This window comes from Streptomyces colwelliae (genome assembly GCF_048158785.1).
In the GTDB taxonomy this organism is placed as follows: Bacteria; Actinomycetota; Actinomycetes; order Streptomycetales; family Streptomycetaceae; genus Streptomyces.
The window spans coordinates 1-17,413 of sequence record NZ_JBLTJC010000088.1 but is presented as its reverse complement, the minus strand read 5'-3'; the positions used below and the strand labels follow the sequence as shown (position 1 = coordinate 17,413).

Annotated in this window: 17 protein-coding genes and 1 pseudogene; 12 read left to right on the top strand and 6 right to left on the bottom strand. The window is 71.4% G+C overall.

Annotation, left to right across the window (positions count from 1 at the left end):
• Nucleotides 1–32: 32 nt before the first annotated feature.
• Nucleotides 33–1,820, top strand: a complete 1,788-nt coding sequence (locus ACNFOC_RS20035; protein ID WP_416960454.1) for a CocE/NonD family hydrolase — start codon at nt 33–35, stop codon at nt 1,818–1,820.
• 11 nt (nt 1,821–1,831) lie between these two features.
• Here the strand turns inward: ACNFOC_RS20035 and ACNFOC_RS20030 are convergent, their stop codons facing one another.
• A complete protein-coding gene (locus tag ACNFOC_RS20030) occupies nt 1,832–2,569 on the bottom strand; it encodes a hypothetical protein (protein ID WP_416960453.1) in 738 nt (245 codons plus the stop codon).
• A gap of 305 nt (nt 2,570–2,874) precedes the next feature.
• On the opposite strand from ACNFOC_RS20030, the gene ACNFOC_RS20025 reads away from it, so the two are divergent.
• Both ACNFOC_RS20025 and ACNFOC_RS20020 read left to right on the top strand, forming a co-directional pair.
• Nucleotides 2,875–3,117 (top strand): lipopolysaccharide assembly protein LapA domain-containing protein, encoded by a 243-nt coding sequence (locus ACNFOC_RS20025; RefSeq protein ID WP_416960452.1) that lies wholly within the window; start codon nt 2,875–2,877, stop codon nt 3,115–3,117.
• A 19-nt stretch (nt 3,118–3,136) separates the two neighbouring features.
• A complete protein-coding gene (locus ACNFOC_RS20020; protein WP_416960451.1) occupies nt 3,137–3,688 on the top strand; it encodes a GNAT family N-acetyltransferase in 552 nt (183 codons plus the stop codon).
• On the opposite strand, the gene ACNFOC_RS20015 is transcribed toward ACNFOC_RS20020, so the two are convergent.
• Nucleotides 3,660–4,007: a DUF6204 family protein gene (locus ACNFOC_RS20015; RefSeq protein WP_416960450.1), complete on the bottom strand. Its 348-nt coding sequence runs from the start codon at nt 4,005–4,007 to the stop codon at nt 3,660–3,662. The two genes, ACNFOC_RS20020 and ACNFOC_RS20015, sit on opposite strands and share 29 nt — an antisense overlap.
• A 158-nt stretch (nt 4,008–4,165) precedes the next feature.
• On the opposite strand from ACNFOC_RS20015, the gene ACNFOC_RS20010 reads away from it, so the two are divergent.
• Nucleotides 4,166–6,127 carry a DUF5107 domain-containing protein gene (locus tag ACNFOC_RS20010; RefSeq protein WP_416960449.1) on the top strand — a complete coding sequence of 654 codons (1,962 nt, stop codon included), beginning with the start codon at nt 4,166–4,168 and terminating at the stop codon, nt 6,125–6,127.
• Nucleotides 6,128–6,148: 21 nt separating this feature from the next.
• On the opposite strand, the gene ACNFOC_RS20005 is transcribed toward ACNFOC_RS20010, so the two are convergent.
• Nucleotides 6,149–6,496, bottom strand: a complete 348-nt coding sequence (locus ACNFOC_RS20005) for a VOC family protein (protein ID WP_416960448.1) — start codon at nt 6,494–6,496, stop codon at nt 6,149–6,151.
• Between the two features lie 135 nt (nt 6,497–6,631).
• Here ACNFOC_RS20005 and ACNFOC_RS20000 point away from each other — a divergent pair, with 135 nt between their 5' ends.
• The gene (locus ACNFOC_RS20000) at nt 6,632–8,479 is read left to right on the top strand and encodes a transketolase (RefSeq protein WP_416960447.1); all 1,848 of its coding nucleotides are present in this window, start codon (nt 6,632–6,634) and stop codon (nt 8,477–8,479) included.
• A gap of 81 nt (nt 8,480–8,560) precedes the next feature.
• Here ACNFOC_RS20000 and ACNFOC_RS19995 read toward each other — a convergent pair whose 3' ends face one another.
• The 3 genes from ACNFOC_RS19995 to ACNFOC_RS19985 form a co-directional block, all read right to left on the bottom strand.
• The gene (locus ACNFOC_RS19995; protein WP_033279348.1) at nt 8,561–8,731 is read right to left on the bottom strand and encodes a hypothetical protein; all 171 of its coding nucleotides are present in this window, start codon (nt 8,729–8,731) and stop codon (nt 8,561–8,563) included.
• 43 nt (nt 8,732–8,774) lie between these two features.
• Nucleotides 8,775–9,596: a class I SAM-dependent methyltransferase gene (locus ACNFOC_RS19990; RefSeq protein ID WP_416960446.1), complete on the bottom strand. Its 822-nt coding sequence runs from the start codon at nt 9,594–9,596 to the stop codon at nt 8,775–8,777.
• An 81-nt stretch (nt 9,597–9,677) separates the two neighbouring features.
• Complete coding sequence (locus tag ACNFOC_RS19985; RefSeq protein ID WP_416960445.1) at nt 9,678–11,195, bottom strand: bifunctional phosphatase PAP2/diacylglycerol kinase family protein; 1,518 nt, start codon at nt 11,193–11,195, stop codon at nt 9,678–9,680.
• A 157-nt stretch (nt 11,196–11,352) separates the two neighbouring features.
• Between ACNFOC_RS19985 and ACNFOC_RS19980 the strand changes: the two genes are divergently transcribed.
• From ACNFOC_RS19980 to ACNFOC_RS19950, 7 genes and pseudogenes are all read left to right on the top strand, one after another.
• A complete protein-coding gene (locus ACNFOC_RS19980) occupies nt 11,353–12,024 on the top strand; it encodes a histidine phosphatase family protein (RefSeq protein WP_416960444.1) in 672 nt (223 codons plus the stop codon).
• Between the two features lie 76 nt (nt 12,025–12,100).
• Nucleotides 12,101–13,720 (top strand): ABC-F family ATP-binding cassette domain-containing protein, encoded by a 1,620-nt coding sequence (locus ACNFOC_RS19975; protein WP_416960443.1) that lies wholly within the window; start codon nt 12,101–12,103, stop codon nt 13,718–13,720.
• Between the two features lie 30 nt (nt 13,721–13,750).
• The gene (locus ACNFOC_RS19970; protein WP_398851038.1) at nt 13,751–14,023 is read left to right on the top strand and encodes a DUF6158 family protein; all 273 of its coding nucleotides are present in this window, start codon (nt 13,751–13,753) and stop codon (nt 14,021–14,023) included.
• A gap of 122 nt (nt 14,024–14,145) precedes the next feature.
• On the top strand, nt 14,146–14,973 hold the full coding sequence (locus ACNFOC_RS19965; protein WP_416960442.1) for an RNA polymerase sigma factor SigF: 828 nt from the start codon (nt 14,146–14,148) through the stop codon (nt 14,971–14,973).
• A gap of 212 nt (nt 14,974–15,185) precedes the next feature.
• The gene (locus tag ACNFOC_RS19960; protein WP_416960441.1) at nt 15,186–15,770 is read left to right on the top strand and encodes a hypothetical protein; all 585 of its coding nucleotides are present in this window, start codon (nt 15,186–15,188) and stop codon (nt 15,768–15,770) included.
• A gap of 53 nt (nt 15,771–15,823) precedes the next feature.
• A complete protein-coding gene (locus tag ACNFOC_RS19955) occupies nt 15,824–17,071 on the top strand; it encodes an aminotransferase class I/II-fold pyridoxal phosphate-dependent enzyme (protein WP_416960440.1) in 1,248 nt (415 codons plus the stop codon).
• Nucleotides 17,068–17,413 (top strand): annotated as a pseudogene (locus tag ACNFOC_RS19950) (hypothetical protein); the annotation flags it as partial. The gene ACNFOC_RS19955 and the pseudogene ACNFOC_RS19950, both read left to right, overlap by 4 nt.

Below are 17,413 nucleotides of genomic sequence, written 5' to 3'. Positions count from 1 at the left end.
CCAGTCGGGTTGTCCTCAGTGTGGAGGTCCCTGTGTCCCGTCGTGCGCCTGGAATCCGCGCCGCGCTGGCTCTCACTCTCACCGCCCCGCTCACCCTCACCGCCCCGCTCGTCCTGGGCCGTCCCGCCGCGGCCGCGGACCAATACACCGTCACCGCACTGAAGTTCACCGTCCCCGCGGGCGGTCGTGACTGCACGGTCGACGCCGACCTGTACCGGCCCGCGGGCGTGGACCGCGCCCACCCGGCGCCCGCCGTGCTGGCGACCAACGGCTTCGGCGGCAGCAAGTCGGACGGCTCGACCGACGCCATCGGCAAGGCCTTCGCGCAGCGCGGCTATGTCGGGCTCGTCTACTCCGGGCTGGGCTTCGGCGGGTCGGGGTGTCTGATCTCCCTCGACGACCCGGACATCGACGGGAGGGCCGCGTCGGGGCTGATCGACTTCCTGGCGGGCACGCGCGCCGCCGACGACGGGACCAGGGCCGACTTCGTGACCCTCGACGCGAAGGGCGACCCGCGCGTCGGGATGATCGGCGGATCATACGGCGGCGCGATCCAGCTGGCGACGGCGGCCGTGGACCACCGGGTCGACGCGCTCGTCCCCCTGATCACCTGGAACGACCTGGCGTACTCGCTCGACCCGAACAACGCGAGCGGCAGCGGCACCGTGCCCGGCGCCTTCAAGTGGCAGTGGACCAACGGCTTCTACCTCATCGGCGAGACCCAGCCCCTGACCGTACCGAGCCTCGACCCGACCCGGATCAACTCCCTCACCTGTCTGCACTTCGTCAGCAAGGCCTGCGCCATAATCCGCACGCTGAACTCCGGGAGCTATCCCGCCAAGGCGACGGCGGACCTGCTCGCGTACGCGCACAGCGTCTCGCCGGTGTCGTATCTGAACCGCGTGAAGGCACCGACGCTGCTCGTCCAGGGACAGGCCGACAGCCTGTTCAACCTCAACGAGGCGACGGCGACGTACAAGACGCTGAAGGCGCGGGGGACGACCGCCAAGATGATCTGGCAGTCGTGGGGACACAGCGGCGGGATGACCGACCCGGCCGCCGGTGAACTCGACCTGAGCAAGGGCGACTTGGAGTCGAGCTATGTCGGCCGGCGCATCCTGGCCTGGTTCGACCGCTATCTGCTCCGGCGGACGGACACGGACACGGGACCGGCGTTCGCGTACTACCGCGACTGGATCACGGACCCGGTCGACACCTACGCCACGGCGAACCAACTCCCGGCGCTCGACGAGAAGTTCTACCTCTCGGGAGACGGCAAGCTGGTCGACAACCGGGCGAAGGTGGCGCGCGGCAGCCGTGGCTACGCCAACTGGCTCGTCCCCGCGAGCCATTCGGAGAGCTCGCTGAGCGGGACGATCGGCCTGCCGGACCCGGGGCCGTACGACACGACGGGCACGTACCTGGGCTGGACCAGCGAACCCCTGACGCGGACAACGGATGTCGTAGGCGCTCCCAGGGCGACGCTCAAGGTCGTCTCGCCGAAGGCGCGGCGCGTCCAGAACTCCGGCGACGCCGCCGACAAGCTGGTCCTCTTCGCCAAGCTCTACGATGTCGCCCCCGACGGCACCCAGACGCTGGTCCACCGGTTGGTCGCCCCCGTCCGCGTACCGGACGTCACGAAGAGCTTCACGGTGACCCTGCCGGGAATCGTGCACCGGTACGCGAAGGGGCACAGGCTCCGGTTCGTGATCGCGGCGAGCGACGACGCGTACACCGGGAACCGGGGGATCACGCCGGTGACGGTGGTCAGCTCGCCGAGCGACACCGGGGTGCTGGAGCTCCCGGTGGTGGGGGACTGACCCTCACCCGGTCAGGGCTGTGGGTTGAGGGTGCCGCTGATCGTGAGGTCGATGGCGGTGCCCGCGATCTGGGAGGGGCCGCCGGCCAGCACACCCGAGGCGACCAGGGTCAGGGTCCCCGCCGGTTTCGACAGGGGTACGCCCGAGATCGACCCCGAGACCCCTGAGGGAAGGGTGCCGGTCGTCAAAGGGCTGGCGGCTGTCGAGGGCGCGGCGGGCGCGAGAGCGCAGATGTTCAGAAAGCCGCCGGAGAGCGCATGATTCACCGTTGCCGTGACGGGAATGGAGATCTCTCCCAGGACCGGGTCATACGTGCCTCCGGCGGCGGGAACATTGACGGAGATGAGATCCGAGCACGGTGTCCCGGGTATGGAGACCGGGCCGATCCGGAATGAGATCGCCGACAGATCCACTCGCGAACGCTGAGGCCCGCTGAAGGTGAGACTCACTGTGAGCGGCGGGGCGAAAGGGCCGGGAAACGCCGGATTGTTGGATGCCAGTGAAGCGGTGGCACCCACCAATGGGCAGATCACCGGAGGTAACGGTGCGGGCAGCCCCAGGCAGACACGGAGTTCCCCCTCCTTCTCCGCTATTTTACTCGTGACTTTCTTGATCTGAGCCACGATTGCCTGCTTCTGTGACGGACCGGGGCGCGGCTCACGGGGAACACCTCGGAGGTCTTCCTGAAGATCGGCGCGCTCTTGCTTCAGTCCGGCGATTTCATCGATGATCGGCTGACAGTCCGGCATCGGTCCCCCCGATTAATTCACAAGCATGGGAAGGCTCAGATTAGGGAGGGATCTTTTATCCGTCAATGCGTTCGTGCCTGCATATCCCGAAATAAACTCAGGCGGAGGAATGTCGATACCGAATTCGATCCGTGATATTCCGTTTACGGGGCAGGGGCAGCTCAACGGGGATTCGGTCGATTCGAGGGCGACAAGGGGCTGAGGCCCGTGGTGAGGGTGCTGTCGGTCACCCGTTCGGCCCGCCTCGCGTGGTGAGCGGTGGCGCTCGGCGCGCGAGGCGGGGAGAGGCGGCCCATCCTGGTCGTATGAGTCCGAAGACCTCTGAGGGCCGCGTAAAGGGTGGTGAGAAGGGCCGGGTGATGACACCTGCGCGGATCAGCGTGCTGCTGCTGGCCGTGATCGCCCTGATCTTCATCTTCGAGAACACCCGCGCCACCAAGATCCGCCTGCTGATCCCCGAGGTCACCATGCCTCTGTGGATGGCGCTGCTGGGCACGGCGGTCATCGGCGCCCTGTGCGGGTGGTATTTCATGCGACGGCGGCGCTAGCCCCGATTAGGGTGACGGGATGCCGCACACCGCATCCCGTTATCTTGCCGAGGGCCCCCGCGTGGGGATACGTCACTTCAGCTATGAGGACGGTGCCGAGTTCACCGCGCGTGCCCGGGAGAGCAAGGATCTGCACCAGCCGTGGCTGTTCCCGCCGGCGAGCGGGGAGGCGTACACCGCCTACGCACGACGGCTGATCCAGGATCCGGCCAAGGCCGGGTTCCTCGTGTGCGAGCTGGACGGCGGGGGCATCGCCGGATTCATCAACATCAACAACATCGTCGAGGGCGGCTTCCAGTGCGGTGCGCTGGGATACGGCGCCTTCGCGCACGCGGCCGGGCGCGGGCTGATGCGCGAGGGGATGAACCTCGTGGTGGGGCACGCCTTCGGGCCGATGCGGCTGCACCGGCTCGAAATCAACGTGCAGCCCACCAACGCCCCGTCGATCGCCCTCGCCCGCAGCTGCGGGTTCCGGCTGGAGGGCTTCTCGCCGAACATGATCTACATCGACGGCGCGTGGCGGGACCACGAGCGCTGGGCGATCACCGCCGAGATGCGGACTTCCGGTTGACCTTCATCGTGTCGAGATCCGTGACCGTCGACTTCAGGTCACGGAAGCTGTAGCCGAGGCCCTTCAGCGCGGTCTCGGCGCGGTCCTCCGCGAGCGCGGCCGCCATCTCGTCACCGTCCGCCGCGTCCGACACCACGACATACCGCCACGAGAAGTGCTTGAGCGGCGCCGGTTCGTAACTGAGCGAGCCCTCCTCGGTGAACCGCATGCTCAGCATCCCGTGCTCCGCAGCCTCGCCCAGCAGCCGCTGCCGCGCCTCGTCCGTCAGCGCGTCCCAGGTGCCCCGGACGATCACCCGGTACGTGTGCCGCTCGCTCATCAGCCGTTCCACTCCTCGGTCCCTGTCGTCGAACGGCCCGACTGTACGTCGGCGAGCGGCGACCGCACGCGGATTTTTCCGCCCGCTCCCCGCGGGCCCCGTCTTTGCGGAATCCTGACTGGCAATGCCCCTGGCCACCGCACCCGTTGCCGGGTTCCATGGTGATCGTGACGACGATCCGACGTGAGGTACTGACGCTCCCCGCCGCGGAGTTGGGTCCCGACAACCCGCTGCCCCCACTGCGTCCGCTCGACGAGGCACACCGCATAGACGACCGCGACCGCGAGGACCTTCCGCGCGACATGGCCCGCCAGGTCGGCTACGAACCCCTCCGCAGCCTGCTGCCGACCCGCGTCCGGGACGGCTACGACAGAGACCGCACACCCCGCCGCATCGACGCCCTCGTGATCGAGAACGACCGGCTGCGCGCCACCGTGCTCCCCTCCCTCGGCGGCCGTATCGCCTCCCTCGTCCGCAAGCCCACCGACCGCGAACTCCTGTACCGCAACCCGGTGTTGCAGCCCGCCAACTTCGCCCTCAACGGCGCCTGGTTCTCCGGCGGCATCGAATGGAACATCGGCGCCACCGGCCACACCCCCCTCTCCTGCGCACCCCTGCACGCCGCCCGCGTCCCCGCCCCCGACGGCGGCGAGATGCTCCGCCTGTGGGAGTGGGAACGCCTGCGCGACCTCCCCTTCCAGGTCGACCTCTGGCTCCCGGACGGCTCCGACTTCCTCCACGTCGGCGTCCGCGTCCGCAACCCGCACGAGCGGCCCGCGCCCACCTACTGGTGGTCCAACATCGCCGTGCCGGAGGAACGCCGGGTCCTCGCCCCGGCGGAGGAGGCCTGGCACTTCGGCTACGAGCGGCGGCTGCGCCGGGTGTCCGTGCCGTCGTACGACGGAGTGGACCGGTCCTATCCCCTCAACAGCCCTTACGCCGCCGACTACTTCTACGAGCTGCCGAACGGGCGGCGGAGCTGGATCGCCGCGCTCGACGCGGACGGGCACGGGCTGGTGCAGACGTCCACCGACGTGCTGCGGGGCCGCAAGCTGTTCGTGTGGGGCACCGGCAGTGGCGGCCGGCGCTGGCAGGAGTGGCTCACCGAGCCGGGGACCGGCGGCTACTGCGAGATCCAAGCGGGCCTGGCCCGCACCCAGTTGGAGCATGTGCGGCTCGACCCGGAGGGCGAGGTGTCCTGGCTGGAGGCGTACGGGCCGCTGGACGCCGAGGCGGAGGGGGAGTGGTCCACCGTCGTGGACGGTGTCGAGGCACGGCTCGAAACCGCCCTGCCCCGCGCCGACCTGGACGCCGCCTACACCGCCTGGAAGCCGTACGCCGACACCGAACCCGGTGAGATCCTCGCGACCGGCTCCGGCTGGGGCGCGCTCGAAGTCCTGCGCACCGACTGGAAGTTGCCCGGCACGCCCTTCGAGGAGTCCATGCTCGGCGAGGCCCAGGCGCCCTGGGCCGAACTCCTGCGCACCGGAGTCCTGCCCGAGCCGCGCCGGGTCCGGCCGCCCGGGGAGACGCTGGTCGCCTCGCACTGGCGGGACATGCTGGAGACCGCGCCCGCGACCCCGCTCACCGAGTACCACCTAGGCGTCGCGCAGTGGCACGCCGGCGATCGGGCGCAGGCGGTGCGCAGTTGGGAGCGGGCCCTCGAACTCGCCCCGTCCCTCTGGCCGTTGCTGCGCTGTCTCGCCGTAGCCGATCAGGAGGCGGGGAACCACGAGCGGGCCGCGGACCGGTACAACGAGGCCTTCGCCGATCTGTGTCACGAGCGGCGGGACGCGGGGGAGCGGTGGACCGCCGCGACGGCCGCCCTCGGGCGGGAGGCCGTCGAGGCGTTGCTGCGGGTGCGGCGGACGGCGGATGCCCGGGCGGTGTGGGAGATGCTGCACCCCGGAACCCGGGAACGTGGCCGATTCCTGCTGCTCCAGGCCGAGTTGCTGCTCGCGGAAGGGCGGCGCGACGACGCGTGGGCGATCTTCGCCGACGGCTTCGAGGTCGCCGACCTGCGCGAGGGCGCCGAGTCGATCGGTCGGCTGTGGTCCCGTCTCACCGACGAACCACTGCCGACGCGCTACGACTTCCGGATGCGGCCGGAAACGCCCTGAGACGAACTGTGGACCGGCCGGTCAGCCCCGCCGGTCCACGTACTCGTACACCGTCCCGTCCGGATGTACCGCGATCAGATTGCGTCCCACCGGTGTCGCCTGCGGGCCCACGATGACCCGGGCACCGAGTTCCGTGAGGAGCGTGTGCGCTTCGTCGACGTCCTTGACGGCGATCGTCGCCGCGACCTTGCGCAACACCTCCAACTCCGCCTCGGGCCCGCTCATCAGCAGGAAGAAACCGACCGCGGCCACCGACACCCCGCCGCGCTCGAAACGGAGCGCCGAGGCGCCCGCGAGCCGTTCGTAGAAGGGGACGGCGGTCTCCAGGTCGTCGACGCAGATACGCAGCGTGGCTCCCAGAATCTCCATGCGGACGAGCCTAGTTGGGGCGGGCGGGCCGTGGTGATCCTTTCGGACGAACCCGGTGAGCGTTCGGCACGTGTTTGGGCGGCTTGATCAGGGGGACGCGGAATGCCTCGCAGGAACACCCCCCGAAGGAGCCTCATGGACACCGGCGAACTCGTCGAACTCGGACAGCAACTGCGCGTGGACAGTGTGCGGGCCGCCGACGCGGCGGGCTCCGGACACCCCACGTCCTCCATGTCGGCCGCCGACCTGATGGCCGTCCTGCTCGCCCACCACCTCCGCTACGACTTCGACCGCCCCGCCCACCCCGGCAACGACCACTTCGTCCTCTCCAAGGGACACGCCTCACCTCTGCTCTACGCCGCCTACAAGGCCGCCGGCGCCGTCGACGACGCCGAACTGCTCACCTTCCGCATGCTGGACAGCCGTCTCGAAGGGCATCCCACCCCGCAGCGGCTCCCCTGGGTCGAGACCGCCACCGGCTCGCTCGGCCAGGGACTCCCGGTCGGCGTCGGCATCGCCCTGTCCGGCAAGCGCCTGGAGCGCACCGGGTACCGCGTGTGGGTGCTGTGCGGGGACAGCGAGCTGGCCGAGGGCTCGGTGTGGGAGGCCGCCGAGCACGCGGTGTACGAACACCTCGACAACCTCACCCTGATCGTCGACGTCAACCGGCTCGGGCAGCGCGGCCCGACCCGGCACGGGCACGACCTCGACGCGTACGCCCGCCGGTTCCAGGCCTTCGGCTGGCACACGGTCGAGGTCGACGGACATGACGTGGACGCCGTGGACCGCGCGTACGGCGAGGCCGCGTCCACGCGCGGGCAGCCCACCGCGATCCTCGCCCGCACCCTCAAGGGCAAGGGCGTCGCCTCCGTCCAGGACCGCGAAGGATTGCACGGCAAGCCGCTGCCGGACGCGGAGGCGGCGATCACCGAACTCGGCGGCCGACGCGACCTCCGCGTCCGGGTGCGCGAACCCCTCGCCGCCCGCGCGCTGCACTCGGTACGCGCCGACCACCTGGAGCTGCCGCGCTACGACCGGGGCGACGACGTCCCCACCCGCGACGCCTTCGGGCAGGCCCTCGCCGCGCTCGGTTCCGCGCGCGGGGACGTCGTGGCGCTCGACGGCGAGGTCGGGGACTCCACGCGCGCCGAGCTCTTCGCCAAGGAGCACCCCGACCGCTACTTCGAGTGCTACATCGCCGAGCAGCAACTGGTCGGCGCCGCCGTCGGGTTGGCGGCGCGCGGCTGGGTGCCGTACGCCTCCACGTTCGCGGCGTTCTTCACGCGCGCGTACGACTTCATCCGGATGGCCGCCGTCAGTGGCGCGGGGATCAACCTGGTCGGCTCGCACGCGGGGGTGTCCATCGGGCAGGACGGGCCCTCGCAGATGGGCTTGGAGGACCTGGCGATGATGCGCGCGGTACACGGCTCGACCGTGCTGTACCCGTGCGACGCCAACCAGACCGCCCGGCTCGTCGCCACGATGGCCGGCCTGGACGGCGTGCGCTATCTGCGGACCTCGCGGGGCGCCGGGCCGGTCGTGTACGGCCCCGACGAGGAGTTCCCGGTCGGCGGCAGCAAGGTACTGCGGTTCTCCAGCCGGGACCGGCTGACGGTCGTGGCCGCCGGGGTGACCGTGCACGAGGCGCTGGCCGCCGCCGACGCGCTGGACCGCGAGGGCATCCAGGTGCGGGTGATCGACCTGTACTCGGTCAAGCCCGTCGACCGGGAGACCCTGCGCCAGGCCGCCGAGGACACCGGCTGTCTGCTCACCGTCGAGGACCACCACCCCGAGGGCGGCCTCGGGGACGCGGTGCTCGACGCCTTCCTCGACGGCCGGCCGGTGCCGCGCCTGGTCCGTCTCGCCGTACGTACCATGCCCGGCTCGGCGAACCCGGCCGAGCAGCTGCACGCGGCCGGCGTCGACGCGGAGTCGATCGCGGCGGCCGGGCGGCTGCTGGTGGAGACGGCCGTCGTGCGCTGAACGCGCTCGCCGCCAGGGGCCCGTGCCCGCCGGTCTCCCGGCGGGCACGGGCCCGATGTCTGCGGAGTGCGGGGTGGCCCGCTACCAGCGGTACCAGCGTCCCCTGCCGCCGCCCGCCGAGGTGCCGCGCACCAGGAAGCCGAGCAGCCACACGGCGAGCACGATCAGCGCCACCCACCAGAGGATCTTCACAGCGAAACCGGCACCGAACAGGACCAGCGCCAGCAGAAGGACGATCAGGATCGGAACCATAGTGTGTAACCTCCTGACCGCCGAGTTCCCCGGAACCCGCGGATCAGACGTCCTTGCGGCCGAGGATCTCCCCGTGCAGCACGGCGAACCAGCCGTCCTCCTGCTTCCCCCACTCCCGCCACGCCTCCGCTACGGCGCCCAGCTCCTCGGGGGTCGCATGGCCGCCCTCGGTCGCGACCCCCGCGTACGAGGAGGCGACGGTACGGTCCGCCCACAGGCCGCTCCACCAGGCCCGCTCGTCCGGAGTGTGGAACGTCCAGGTGCTGGAGGTGGCCGTGACGTCCGTCAGCCCCGCCTCCAGCGCCCACGATTTGAGACGGCGTCCGGCGTCCGGCTCGCCGCCGTTGGCGCGGGCCACCCGCCGGTACAGGTCCAGCCAGTCGTCCAGCCCCGGCACCAGGGGATACCAGGTCATCGCCGCGTAGTCCGCGTCGCGGACGGCGATGAACCCGGTCGGCTTGGTCACCCGCACCATCTCCCGCAGCGCCTGCACCGGATCGCCGACGTGCTGGAGCACCTGATGGGCGTGGACCACACAGAACGTGTTGTCCGGGTAGTCCAGCGCGTGGACGTCGGCGACCGCGAAGTCCACGTTCGTCAGGCCGCGTTGAGCGGCGGTGGCCCGGGCCTGGTCCAGGATGCCCGGCTCACGGTCGACACCGGTGACATGACCGTCCGGGACCAGCGCCGCCAGGTCGGCGGTGATGGTGCCCGGGCCGCAGCCGATGTCCAGGATCCGCATGTGCGGCTTGAGCGAACCGAGCAGGTAGGCCGCGGAGTTGGCGGCGGTCCGCTGGGTGTGCGAACGCAGCACGGACTCGTGGTGCCCGTGCGTGTAGACGGCGGTCTCCTGCGGCTTCGGCATGGCTCTACCTACCCCTTCGCGGCGGCTTCTTCGTCGTACACCTGAAGGTACGCGCGCATGCCGAATAATGAGACCCACGTTTTACGATGTGGACTGACGGGCGATCAGGGACTCCGTCAGCGGGCGGTACACCGTCAGTGCCTCGGGCTGCTCGTCCAGCGCCAACTCACCCTCCACGTCCGTGACTTCACCGTCGTAGGCGAGCAGCGTGCCCGGCGCCAGGCCGCTCAGGCGCAGGCGGTGCACCTGGGCCGCCGCGTGGGCGGGGGAGCGGGTGAACGGGCCCGCGAGGGCCGCCGCGAGCAGACGCAGCGCGGGCCTCCTGCCGCCGTGCACGAGCCGGATGTCGAGACGCCCGTCCGCCAGGTCGACACGACGGCCGGAGGCGATCCCCATCCGGTGATAGGTGCCGTTGCCGGCGAACAGCAGCCACAACGGGCGGGTACGGCCGCCCAGTTCGGCCTCCAGCGGATGCCGGTCCGCGCGCAGCACCCACAGCGCCGCGAGTACACCCGCCGGCCAGCCGCCGATCCGGGGCGCCCAGCGCTCCCGCTCGCGCACCAGCTCCGGATAGACGCCCAGGCTCAGGGTGTTGAGGAAGATGCCCCGGGTGGCGCCGGACGTGAACCGGCCGACGTCCACGCGTACGGCGTCGCCCTGCTTGATCGCCTTGCTCAAGTCGCGCGGGCCCTCCACGCCGAGGTCGTAGGCGAAGTGGTTGAGCGTGCCGCCCGGGAGGACCGCGAGGGGCAGGCCGTGGCGCAGGGCCACCTGGGCCGCCGCGTTCACCGTGCCGTCGCCGCCGCACACCCCGAGGACCTGGGCGCGGGCCGCCGCCTTCTCCAACTCGGCCTGTATGTCCGCCGGTTGGCAGGCGACGACCTCCGCGCCGGGCAGGAAGTCGGTCAGCGCGTCGGCCCGGTCGGCGCTGCCCGACGCCGAGTTGACCACCATGACCAGGCCCTGGCCGTCCTCCAGCGCCGGGACCTCGGCGCGGGCGCGGGCCGGCGGCACGATCTGTCCGCGGGTCGGCACCATGCCGCGCACCGCGAACGCCGCGCACGCGCCCAGGGCGGCGCCCGCCAGCACGTCGCTCGGGAAGTGGACGCCGGTGTAGACGCGGGACATGGCGACCGAGAACGCGATCGGGGCGACCACGGCACCCCAGGCCGGGGACTCCAGGGCCACACCGGTCGCGAAGGCCGCCGCCGACGCCGCGTGACCGGACGGGAACGACGTGGTGATCGGCTGCCGCTTCAGCTGCCGGCCCAGCGGGACCGGGTCCAGGACGGGACGGGGGCGGCGCACGGTCCGCTTGCCGATCGTGTTGATGGCCAGCGAGGCCAGGGACAGGGAGGCGATGCCCCGGGCGGCGGCCCGGCGGGCCCGCGGAGTACGGCTCGCGGCCACCGCGGCGGCCGTGGCGAACCACAGCACGCCGTGGTTGGCACTCCGGCTCAGCCGCGGCAGCACGGGCTCGCCGGCGGGCCAGTTCCGGTCGGCGGCCACCTCGAAGAGGCGCGAGTCGAGGGAGAGCAGCCACTCGCGCAGGGCGTGGCGGCCGGGGAGGGGGACCGTGAGGTCGACGTCAGGGCTCATGCGGTGCCGGGTACCCTGAAATGGCCGTTTGCTGCCCGGCGGACCGTCGGCGGACCGTTTCCACCGTCTTCCATCGCCGGCGGACCGCTTCGTTCCGACCGTCGGCGGCCCGTTCCGTCCGGACCGTGGATGGACCGTTCCATCGGAGGACCCCCGCATGCGCCTGCTCCTCATACGCCACGGCCAGACGACGGCCAACGTGGCCTACCTCCTCGACACGGCCGTCCCCGGCGCGGAGCTGACCGACCTGGGCCGCCGCCAGGCAGCCGCCCTTCCCGAGGCCCTCGCCGACGAGGACATCGAGGCCCTCTACGCCTCCACCCTGATCCGCACCCAGCACACCGCGGCCCCGCTGGCCGCCGCCCGCGGCCTCGACGTACGCGTCCGCGACGGTATCCGCGAGCTCACCGCCGGTGACCTGGAGATGCTGCCCGGCGACACCGAGCCCGGCCACGAGTACATGCGGATCGTGTTCGCGTGGGCCGCCGGGGACACGGAGCTGCGGATGCCGGGCGGCGAGAGCGGCGCCGAGGCCCTCGCCCGCTACGACGGCGTGATCGCGGAGGCCGTGGACAGCGGCGCCCGCACCGTCGCCATGATCAGCCACGGCGCCGCGATCCGGATGTGGACGTCCGCCCGCGCCGACAACATCGACGTGACCTTCGCCGCCGCCCGCCCCCTCGACAACACCGGCATCGTCATCCTGGACGGCTCCCCGGCCGACGGCTGGAAGGCCCTGTCCTGGGAAGGTGCCCTGGTCGAGACAGCCGGACCGGACACGGACGGCGGCCCGACCGGCCAGCCGCTCGACGAGGACCAGAAGCCCTAGCGAAACCCTGGTGCGGTTTCGGCGGGCACAATAAGGGTTTGCCGGTCCGCGAGGCCGCCCCACAGAATGCGTGGTCATGGGACATCTGGAAGCCGCACACCTCGAGTACTACCTCCCCGACGGGAGGCCGCTGCTCGGCGATGTGTCCTTCCGGGTCGGCGAAGGCGCCGTGGTCGCCCTGGTCGGGCCCAACGGCGCCGGGAAGACGACCCTGCTGCGGCTGATCTCCGGCGAACTGAAACCGCACGGCGGCACGGTCACCGTGAGCGGCGGCCTGGGCGTGATGCGCCAGTTCGTGGGCTCCGTACGCGACGAGACGACCGTACGAGACCTGCTCGTGTCGGTCGCCCCGCCGCGCATCCGCGAGGTCGCGGCCGAGGTCGACAAGGCCGAGCACGGCATCATGACCGTCGACGACGAGGCGGCCCAACTCGCCTACGCCCAGGCCCTGTCCGACTGGGCCGAGGTGCACGGCTACGAGTTCGAGACCCTGTGGGACATGTGCACCATGGCCGCGCTGGGAGTGCCGTACGACAAGGTGCAGTTCCGGCAGGTCGGCACGCTCTCCGGTGGTGAGCAGAAGCGGCTCGTGCTGGAGGCGCTGCTGCGCGGCAGCGAAGAGGTGCTGCTCCTGGACGAGCCCGACAACTACCTCGACGTGCCCGGAAAGCGCTGGCTGGAGGAGCGGCTCAAGGAGACCCGCAAGACGGTCCTGTTCGTCTCCCACGACCGTGAACTCCTCGCCCGCGCCGCCGAGAAGATCGTCTCCGTGGAACCCTCGCCCACCGGCGCCGACGCCTGGGTGCACGGCGCCGGCTTCGCCACCTACCACGAGGCCCGGCGCGAACGCTTCGCCCGTTTCGAGGAGTTGCGCCGCCGCTGGGACGAGAAGCACGCCCAGCTGAAGAAGCTCGTCCTGAACCTCCGTCAGGCGGCCTCCATCAGCCACGAGTTGGCGTCCCGCTACGCCGCGGCCCAGACCCGCCTGCGCAAGTTCGAGGAGGCGGGCCCGCCCCCGGAGCCCCCGCGCGAGCAGGACATCACCATGCGCATCAAGGGCGGCCGTACGGGCGTAAGGGCCGTGACCTGCAAGGGACTTGAACTCACCGGTTTGATGAAGCCCTTCGACCTGGAGGTCTTCTACGGCGAACGGGTCGCCGTCCTCGGCTCCAACGGCTCGGGCAAGTCCCACTTCCTGCGCCTCCTCGCCGGCGAGGAGGTGAAGCACACGGGGGAGTGGAAGCTCGGCGCACGTGTCGTGCCCGGCCACTTCGCGCAGACCCACGCCCACCCCGAACTCCAGGGCCGCACCCTCCTCGACATCCTGTGGAAGGAGCACGCGCAGGCCCAGGGCCCCGCCATGTCCCGACTGCGCCGCTACGAGCTGACCGGTCAGGCCGAGCAGAGCTTCGACCGGCTCTCCGGCGGGCAGCAGGCGCGCTTCCAGATCCTGCTGCTGGAACTCCAGGGAGTCACCGCTCTTCTCCTCGACGAGCCGACCGACAACCTCGATCTCGAGTCCGCGGAAGCCCTTCAGGAGGGGCTTGAGGCGTTCGACGGGACGGTGCTCTCCGTCACGCACGACCGGTGGTTCGCCCGCTCCTTCGACCGGTATCTGGTCTTCGGCAGCGACGGCAAGGTCCGGGAGACGACCGAGCCGGTGTGGGACGAGCGGCGGGTGGAGCGCGCGCGATAGCTCCCTCCGTGCGGAGGCTGTGGGGCCGGAATGTTCGTAGAGTGGACTCAGGACCGTGAGACTCGACGAGCGGGGCACACCATGACCGGAGTCGACCCTGCGCGCCTGGACGATGCTCAGCTCATGAAGGAGCTGGAGACCATCCACCGCACGCGCCACGACACCCTGCTGTACGGCTCGAACGACGCGCTGCGCGCCCACAACGACCGTATGGCCGGACTGGAGGGCGAGTATCTGCGCCGCCATCCGCGGCGCCTCGTGGCCCCCGGCCGTACCCGGCAGGGGGCACGCGAGCGGGACTGAGGTGGGGTGTGTTTGTGCCTTGAGGTCGGGGGCAGGCGAACTCTCAGCGCTGGATCGCAAACGCGTTCCCACCGACGGTGACCGTCCAACCCGGAGCATGCTCAAGGGAGTTGTGACGCACCATGCCCACTCGGCCTTCTCGCACGAGCACGCGTACGAGCACGAGCCCGCTCACGAAACGCCATTCCCACCATGACGCCCCCGACACCGCGGAGGCGTTCCGCACGCTGGCCGCGCTGCCTCCCGGCCCGCAGCACGACACCGTCCGCGAACGCATCGTCGAGGCGTGGCTGCCCATGGCCGACCGGCTCGCGGGGCGGTTCCGCAACCGGGGTGAGAGCAGCGAGGACTTACGCCAGGTCGCTGCCCTCGGGCTGGTGAAGGCCGTCGACCGGTACGACCCCGAGCGTGGCAACGCGTTCGAGAGCTATGCCGTGCCGACGATCACCGGCGAGATCAAACGGCACTTCCGGGATCACATGTGGACGTTGCATGTGCCTCGGCGGGTGCAGGATCTGCGGAACCGGGTTCGGGTCGCCGGGCAGGAGCTTGCCCAGACCGTGCCGGGGCGGCGGCCCACCGTGGGGGAGATCGCCGTGCATGCGGGGCTCTCCGAGGGGGAGGTGCGGGTCGGGCTTGAGGCGTTGGAGAGTTTCAGTGCGTTGTCGCTCGACGCGGTTGCCTCCGGCGGTTCGGACGGGTATTCGCTGAGCGATGTTCTCGGGGCTGCTGATCCGGCGTTGGACGTCGTCGTTGACCGGGAGGCCGTTAAGCCTCGGCTGGCCGCGTTGCCTCAGCGGGAGCGGGAGATCTTGTACCTGCGGTTCTTCGGGGACATGACGCAGAGTCGGATTGCTGAGCGGTTCGGGATTTCGCAGATGCATGTGTCTCGGTTGATCAGTCGGTGTTGCCGGCGGATTCGGCAGCAGGTTCTGGAGGATGCGGCTTAGTTGTTGGGTGCGGGTCCGTTGTGGCTGGTCGCGCCCACGCGGCGGAGCCGCAAATTGATACAGCCCCGCGCCCCTGAAGGGGCGCCCCAGCTGGCCTGAATTTCACTCGCTCGGCCCCTCACGTCCCGCTAATGGGGCTTGGCCGCGCGCGGTGTTGACCGGACCGGGCTTCGATGGTGGTGCCGTCGTCCTCGGTCTAAGGAGACCCGCTCATGCGTCGCACCGCCCTTGCTCTGTCCGTCGTCGCGCTTGTCGGCGCCGCCGGGCCCGCTCTGGCCGCTGATCCGGGCGCCGAGGTCAGTCCGAGCAGCGTGCGGGCGGGTGGGAGCGTCACCGTTTCCGTCACCTGCGAGGCGATCGGGGGGACCGTGGCCGAGACCATCGACGCCACGTCCCAGGGGTTCGACGAGGGGACCGTCCAGCTGCAACGCGTGCCCGGCAACGACGACCGGGCTGCCGGAGCCGCTTACCGGGGGACCGCGCGGATCTCCACGGACGGGGTCGAGCGGGACTCCGCGTGGACGGTCGACGGGACCTGTCCCGCGCCGCCCGGCGGACAGGGGAGGCCCTGGAACGCGACCTTCAGCATCGAGCGCGGGGGTGGGCAGCCACCCTGTCAGGAGCCTCGGGGGGATGCCTGTGGTGATGTGCCCGCCGCGATCCAGCGCGGGGTGCGGGCGGGGGAGGGCGGTACCTTCACCGACTCCGTTCCGGCTCTGGTCGCCGGTGGTGTACTGATCGCGGGTGCCCTCGGTGGCGCCGTGTACCGGCTGCGCAGGCGGACGCCGGGACACTGAGCGCGCGATCGGGACACGGCACGGCACTGCACGAGGGACTGCGCGGAGGCACGATGCGGCAGGCGGACGCGGTAGGCCAGGGGCCTGTGCGCTACGGTCCGGTGTTTCCCGACGACGGGCTGCCCGTGCTGCCGGAACTGGCCGCCGTGCTCGCCGCCGCCGCGAGCCGTACTGAGGAACAGCCCGTCGGTGGTGCCCCCGCACTGCTCGACACCGCGAGCGGCTACTTCGAACGCCGGGGGCTGCCCGCCGAACCCGCCCACGTGGCCGCCGCCCCGGGTGCCCCCGCGCTGCTGGTCGCGCTGACCGCCGCGCTCGGCGGTGACGTCCTGGTGCCCAGACCCTGCGCCGCCTGGTGGGCGCCGTACGCGCGCCTGTTGGGCAGATCCGTGTTCCATGTGGGCACCCCGGCCGAGTGCGGCGGGGTGCCCGATCCGTACGCCCTGCTGGAGACCGTGCGCCGGGTCCGGGACGAGGGCGGCGACCCGCGGCTGCTCGTGCTCTCCGTCGCCGACGACCCCACCGCGACCGTCGCGCCGCCCGAGGTCATGCACGAGGCCGTGGAGGCCGCCGCGGCCGAGGGGCTGCACCTGGTCAGCGACGAGACCTGGCGCGACACCCTGCACGCACCGCGCGGCACCGTGCTGCTCAGCCCCGCCGAGATGCTGCCCGACCGGGTCACCGTCGTCACCGACCTGGCCGGCGCGCTCCTCCCGTCCGGCTGGCCGGCCGCCGTCGCCCGCTTCCCCGCCGACCGCGCCGGGCGGGCGCTACGCGCGCGCGTGCTCGACGTCCTCACCGCACTCGGCGCCCGTGTCGCCGCACCGGTCGCCGCCGCGGCCGGCCACGCCCTCGGCGAACCCCCGCCCGTCCTCGCCCGCCGCGACGCCGCCGTACGCCTGCACGCGCGCGTGGCCGTCGCCGTGCACGCCGCCGTCACCGGGGCGGGCGCGTTCTCCCGGCCGCCGCAGGCGGGACGTCATCTGTACGTCGATCTCGGGCCGTTGCGCCACGCGCTCACCCCGCAGGGAGTGGGCGACGCGCAGGACCTGGAGGAGTTCCTCACCGCCCGGCTCGGCATGCCCGCGCCGGGCGGCCACCGTTTCGGCGACGATCTGGGCGCGCTGCGCGTACGGCTGTCCACCGGGGCGCTGCTGGGCCGAACCGATGTGGAACGCGCGGAATGCCTCACGTCACCCTCGCCGTTGGAACTGCCACACGTGCAACGCGCGTTGATGTCCTTGAGGTCGATCTTCGACGATCTCCGCGACGACGCTCAGCGATGGGAGCCTCCTCGATGACGCAGCAGTCCGAGTCGACCACCGACACCAGTACGGCCATGCGCGAAGCGGCCGTCCCGACGTCCCCGCCGCTCGCCGAACCCCGCCCCCTCGGCGAGCGGCGCGTGTGGCCCCGGACCTTCCACGACCGGCTCACCGCCCCGCTCCCCGGCCTCAACGCCTACGCCCGCTTCGCCCGCGAGGGTTCCGTGCGACCCCGCCCGGAGGGCCTCGCCGACATCCCCCAACTCCCCTTCGCCCACCAGTACGGCCATGCGCGAAGCGGCCGTCCCGACGTCCCCGCCGCTCGCCGAACCCCGCCCCCTCGGCGAGCGGCGCGTGTGGCCCCGGACCTTCCACGAC

Bases quoted from the DNA above. Each gene is read 5' to 3' on its own strand.
- ACNFOC_RS19955 (WP_416960440.1), top strand. From the start codon at position 15,824: ATGCGGCAGGCGGACGCGGTAGGCCAGGGGCCTGTGCGCTACGGTCCG.
- ACNFOC_RS20015 (WP_416960450.1), bottom strand. From the start codon at position 4,007: ATGAGCGAGCGGCACACGTACCGGGTGATCGTCCGGGGCACCTGGGAC.
- ACNFOC_RS20020 (WP_416960451.1), top strand. From the start codon at position 3,137: ATGCCGCACACCGCATCCCGTTATCTTGCCGAGGGCCCCCGCGTGGGG.
- ACNFOC_RS19960 (WP_416960441.1), top strand. From the start codon at position 15,186: ATGCGTCGCACCGCCCTTGCTCTGTCCGTCGTCGCGCTTGTCGGCGCC.
- ACNFOC_RS19990 (WP_416960446.1), bottom strand. From the start codon at position 9,596: ATGCCGAAGCCGCAGGAGACCGCCGTCTACACGCACGGGCACCACGAG.
- ACNFOC_RS20030 (WP_416960453.1), bottom strand. From the start codon at position 2,569: ATGCCGGACTGTCAGCCGATCATCGATGAAATCGCCGGACTGAAGCAA.
- ACNFOC_RS20010 (WP_416960449.1), top strand. From the start codon at position 4,166: ATGGTGATCGTGACGACGATCCGACGTGAGGTACTGACGCTCCCCGCC.
- ACNFOC_RS19970 (WP_398851038.1), top strand. From the start codon at position 13,751: ATGTTCGTAGAGTGGACTCAGGACCGTGAGACTCGACGAGCGGGGCAC.
- ACNFOC_RS20005 (WP_416960448.1), bottom strand. From the start codon at position 6,496: ATGGAGATTCTGGGAGCCACGCTGCGTATCTGCGTCGACGACCTGGAG.
- ACNFOC_RS19980 (WP_416960444.1), top strand. From the start codon at position 11,353: ATGCGCCTGCTCCTCATACGCCACGGCCAGACGACGGCCAACGTGGCC.
- ACNFOC_RS19975 (WP_416960443.1), top strand. From the start codon at position 12,101: ATGGGACATCTGGAAGCCGCACACCTCGAGTACTACCTCCCCGACGGG.
- ACNFOC_RS19995 (WP_033279348.1), bottom strand. From the start codon at position 8,731: ATGGTTCCGATCCTGATCGTCCTTCTGCTGGCGCTGGTCCTGTTCGGT.
- ACNFOC_RS19985 (WP_416960445.1), bottom strand. From the start codon at position 11,195: ATGAGCCCTGACGTCGACCTCACGGTCCCCCTCCCCGGCCGCCACGCC.
- ACNFOC_RS20025 (WP_416960452.1), top strand. From the start codon at position 2,875: ATGAGTCCGAAGACCTCTGAGGGCCGCGTAAAGGGTGGTGAGAAGGGC.
- ACNFOC_RS19965 (WP_416960442.1), top strand. From the start codon at position 14,146: ATGCCCACTCGGCCTTCTCGCACGAGCACGCGTACGAGCACGAGCCCG.
- ACNFOC_RS20000 (WP_416960447.1), top strand. From the start codon at position 6,632: ATGGACACCGGCGAACTCGTCGAACTCGGACAGCAACTGCGCGTGGAC.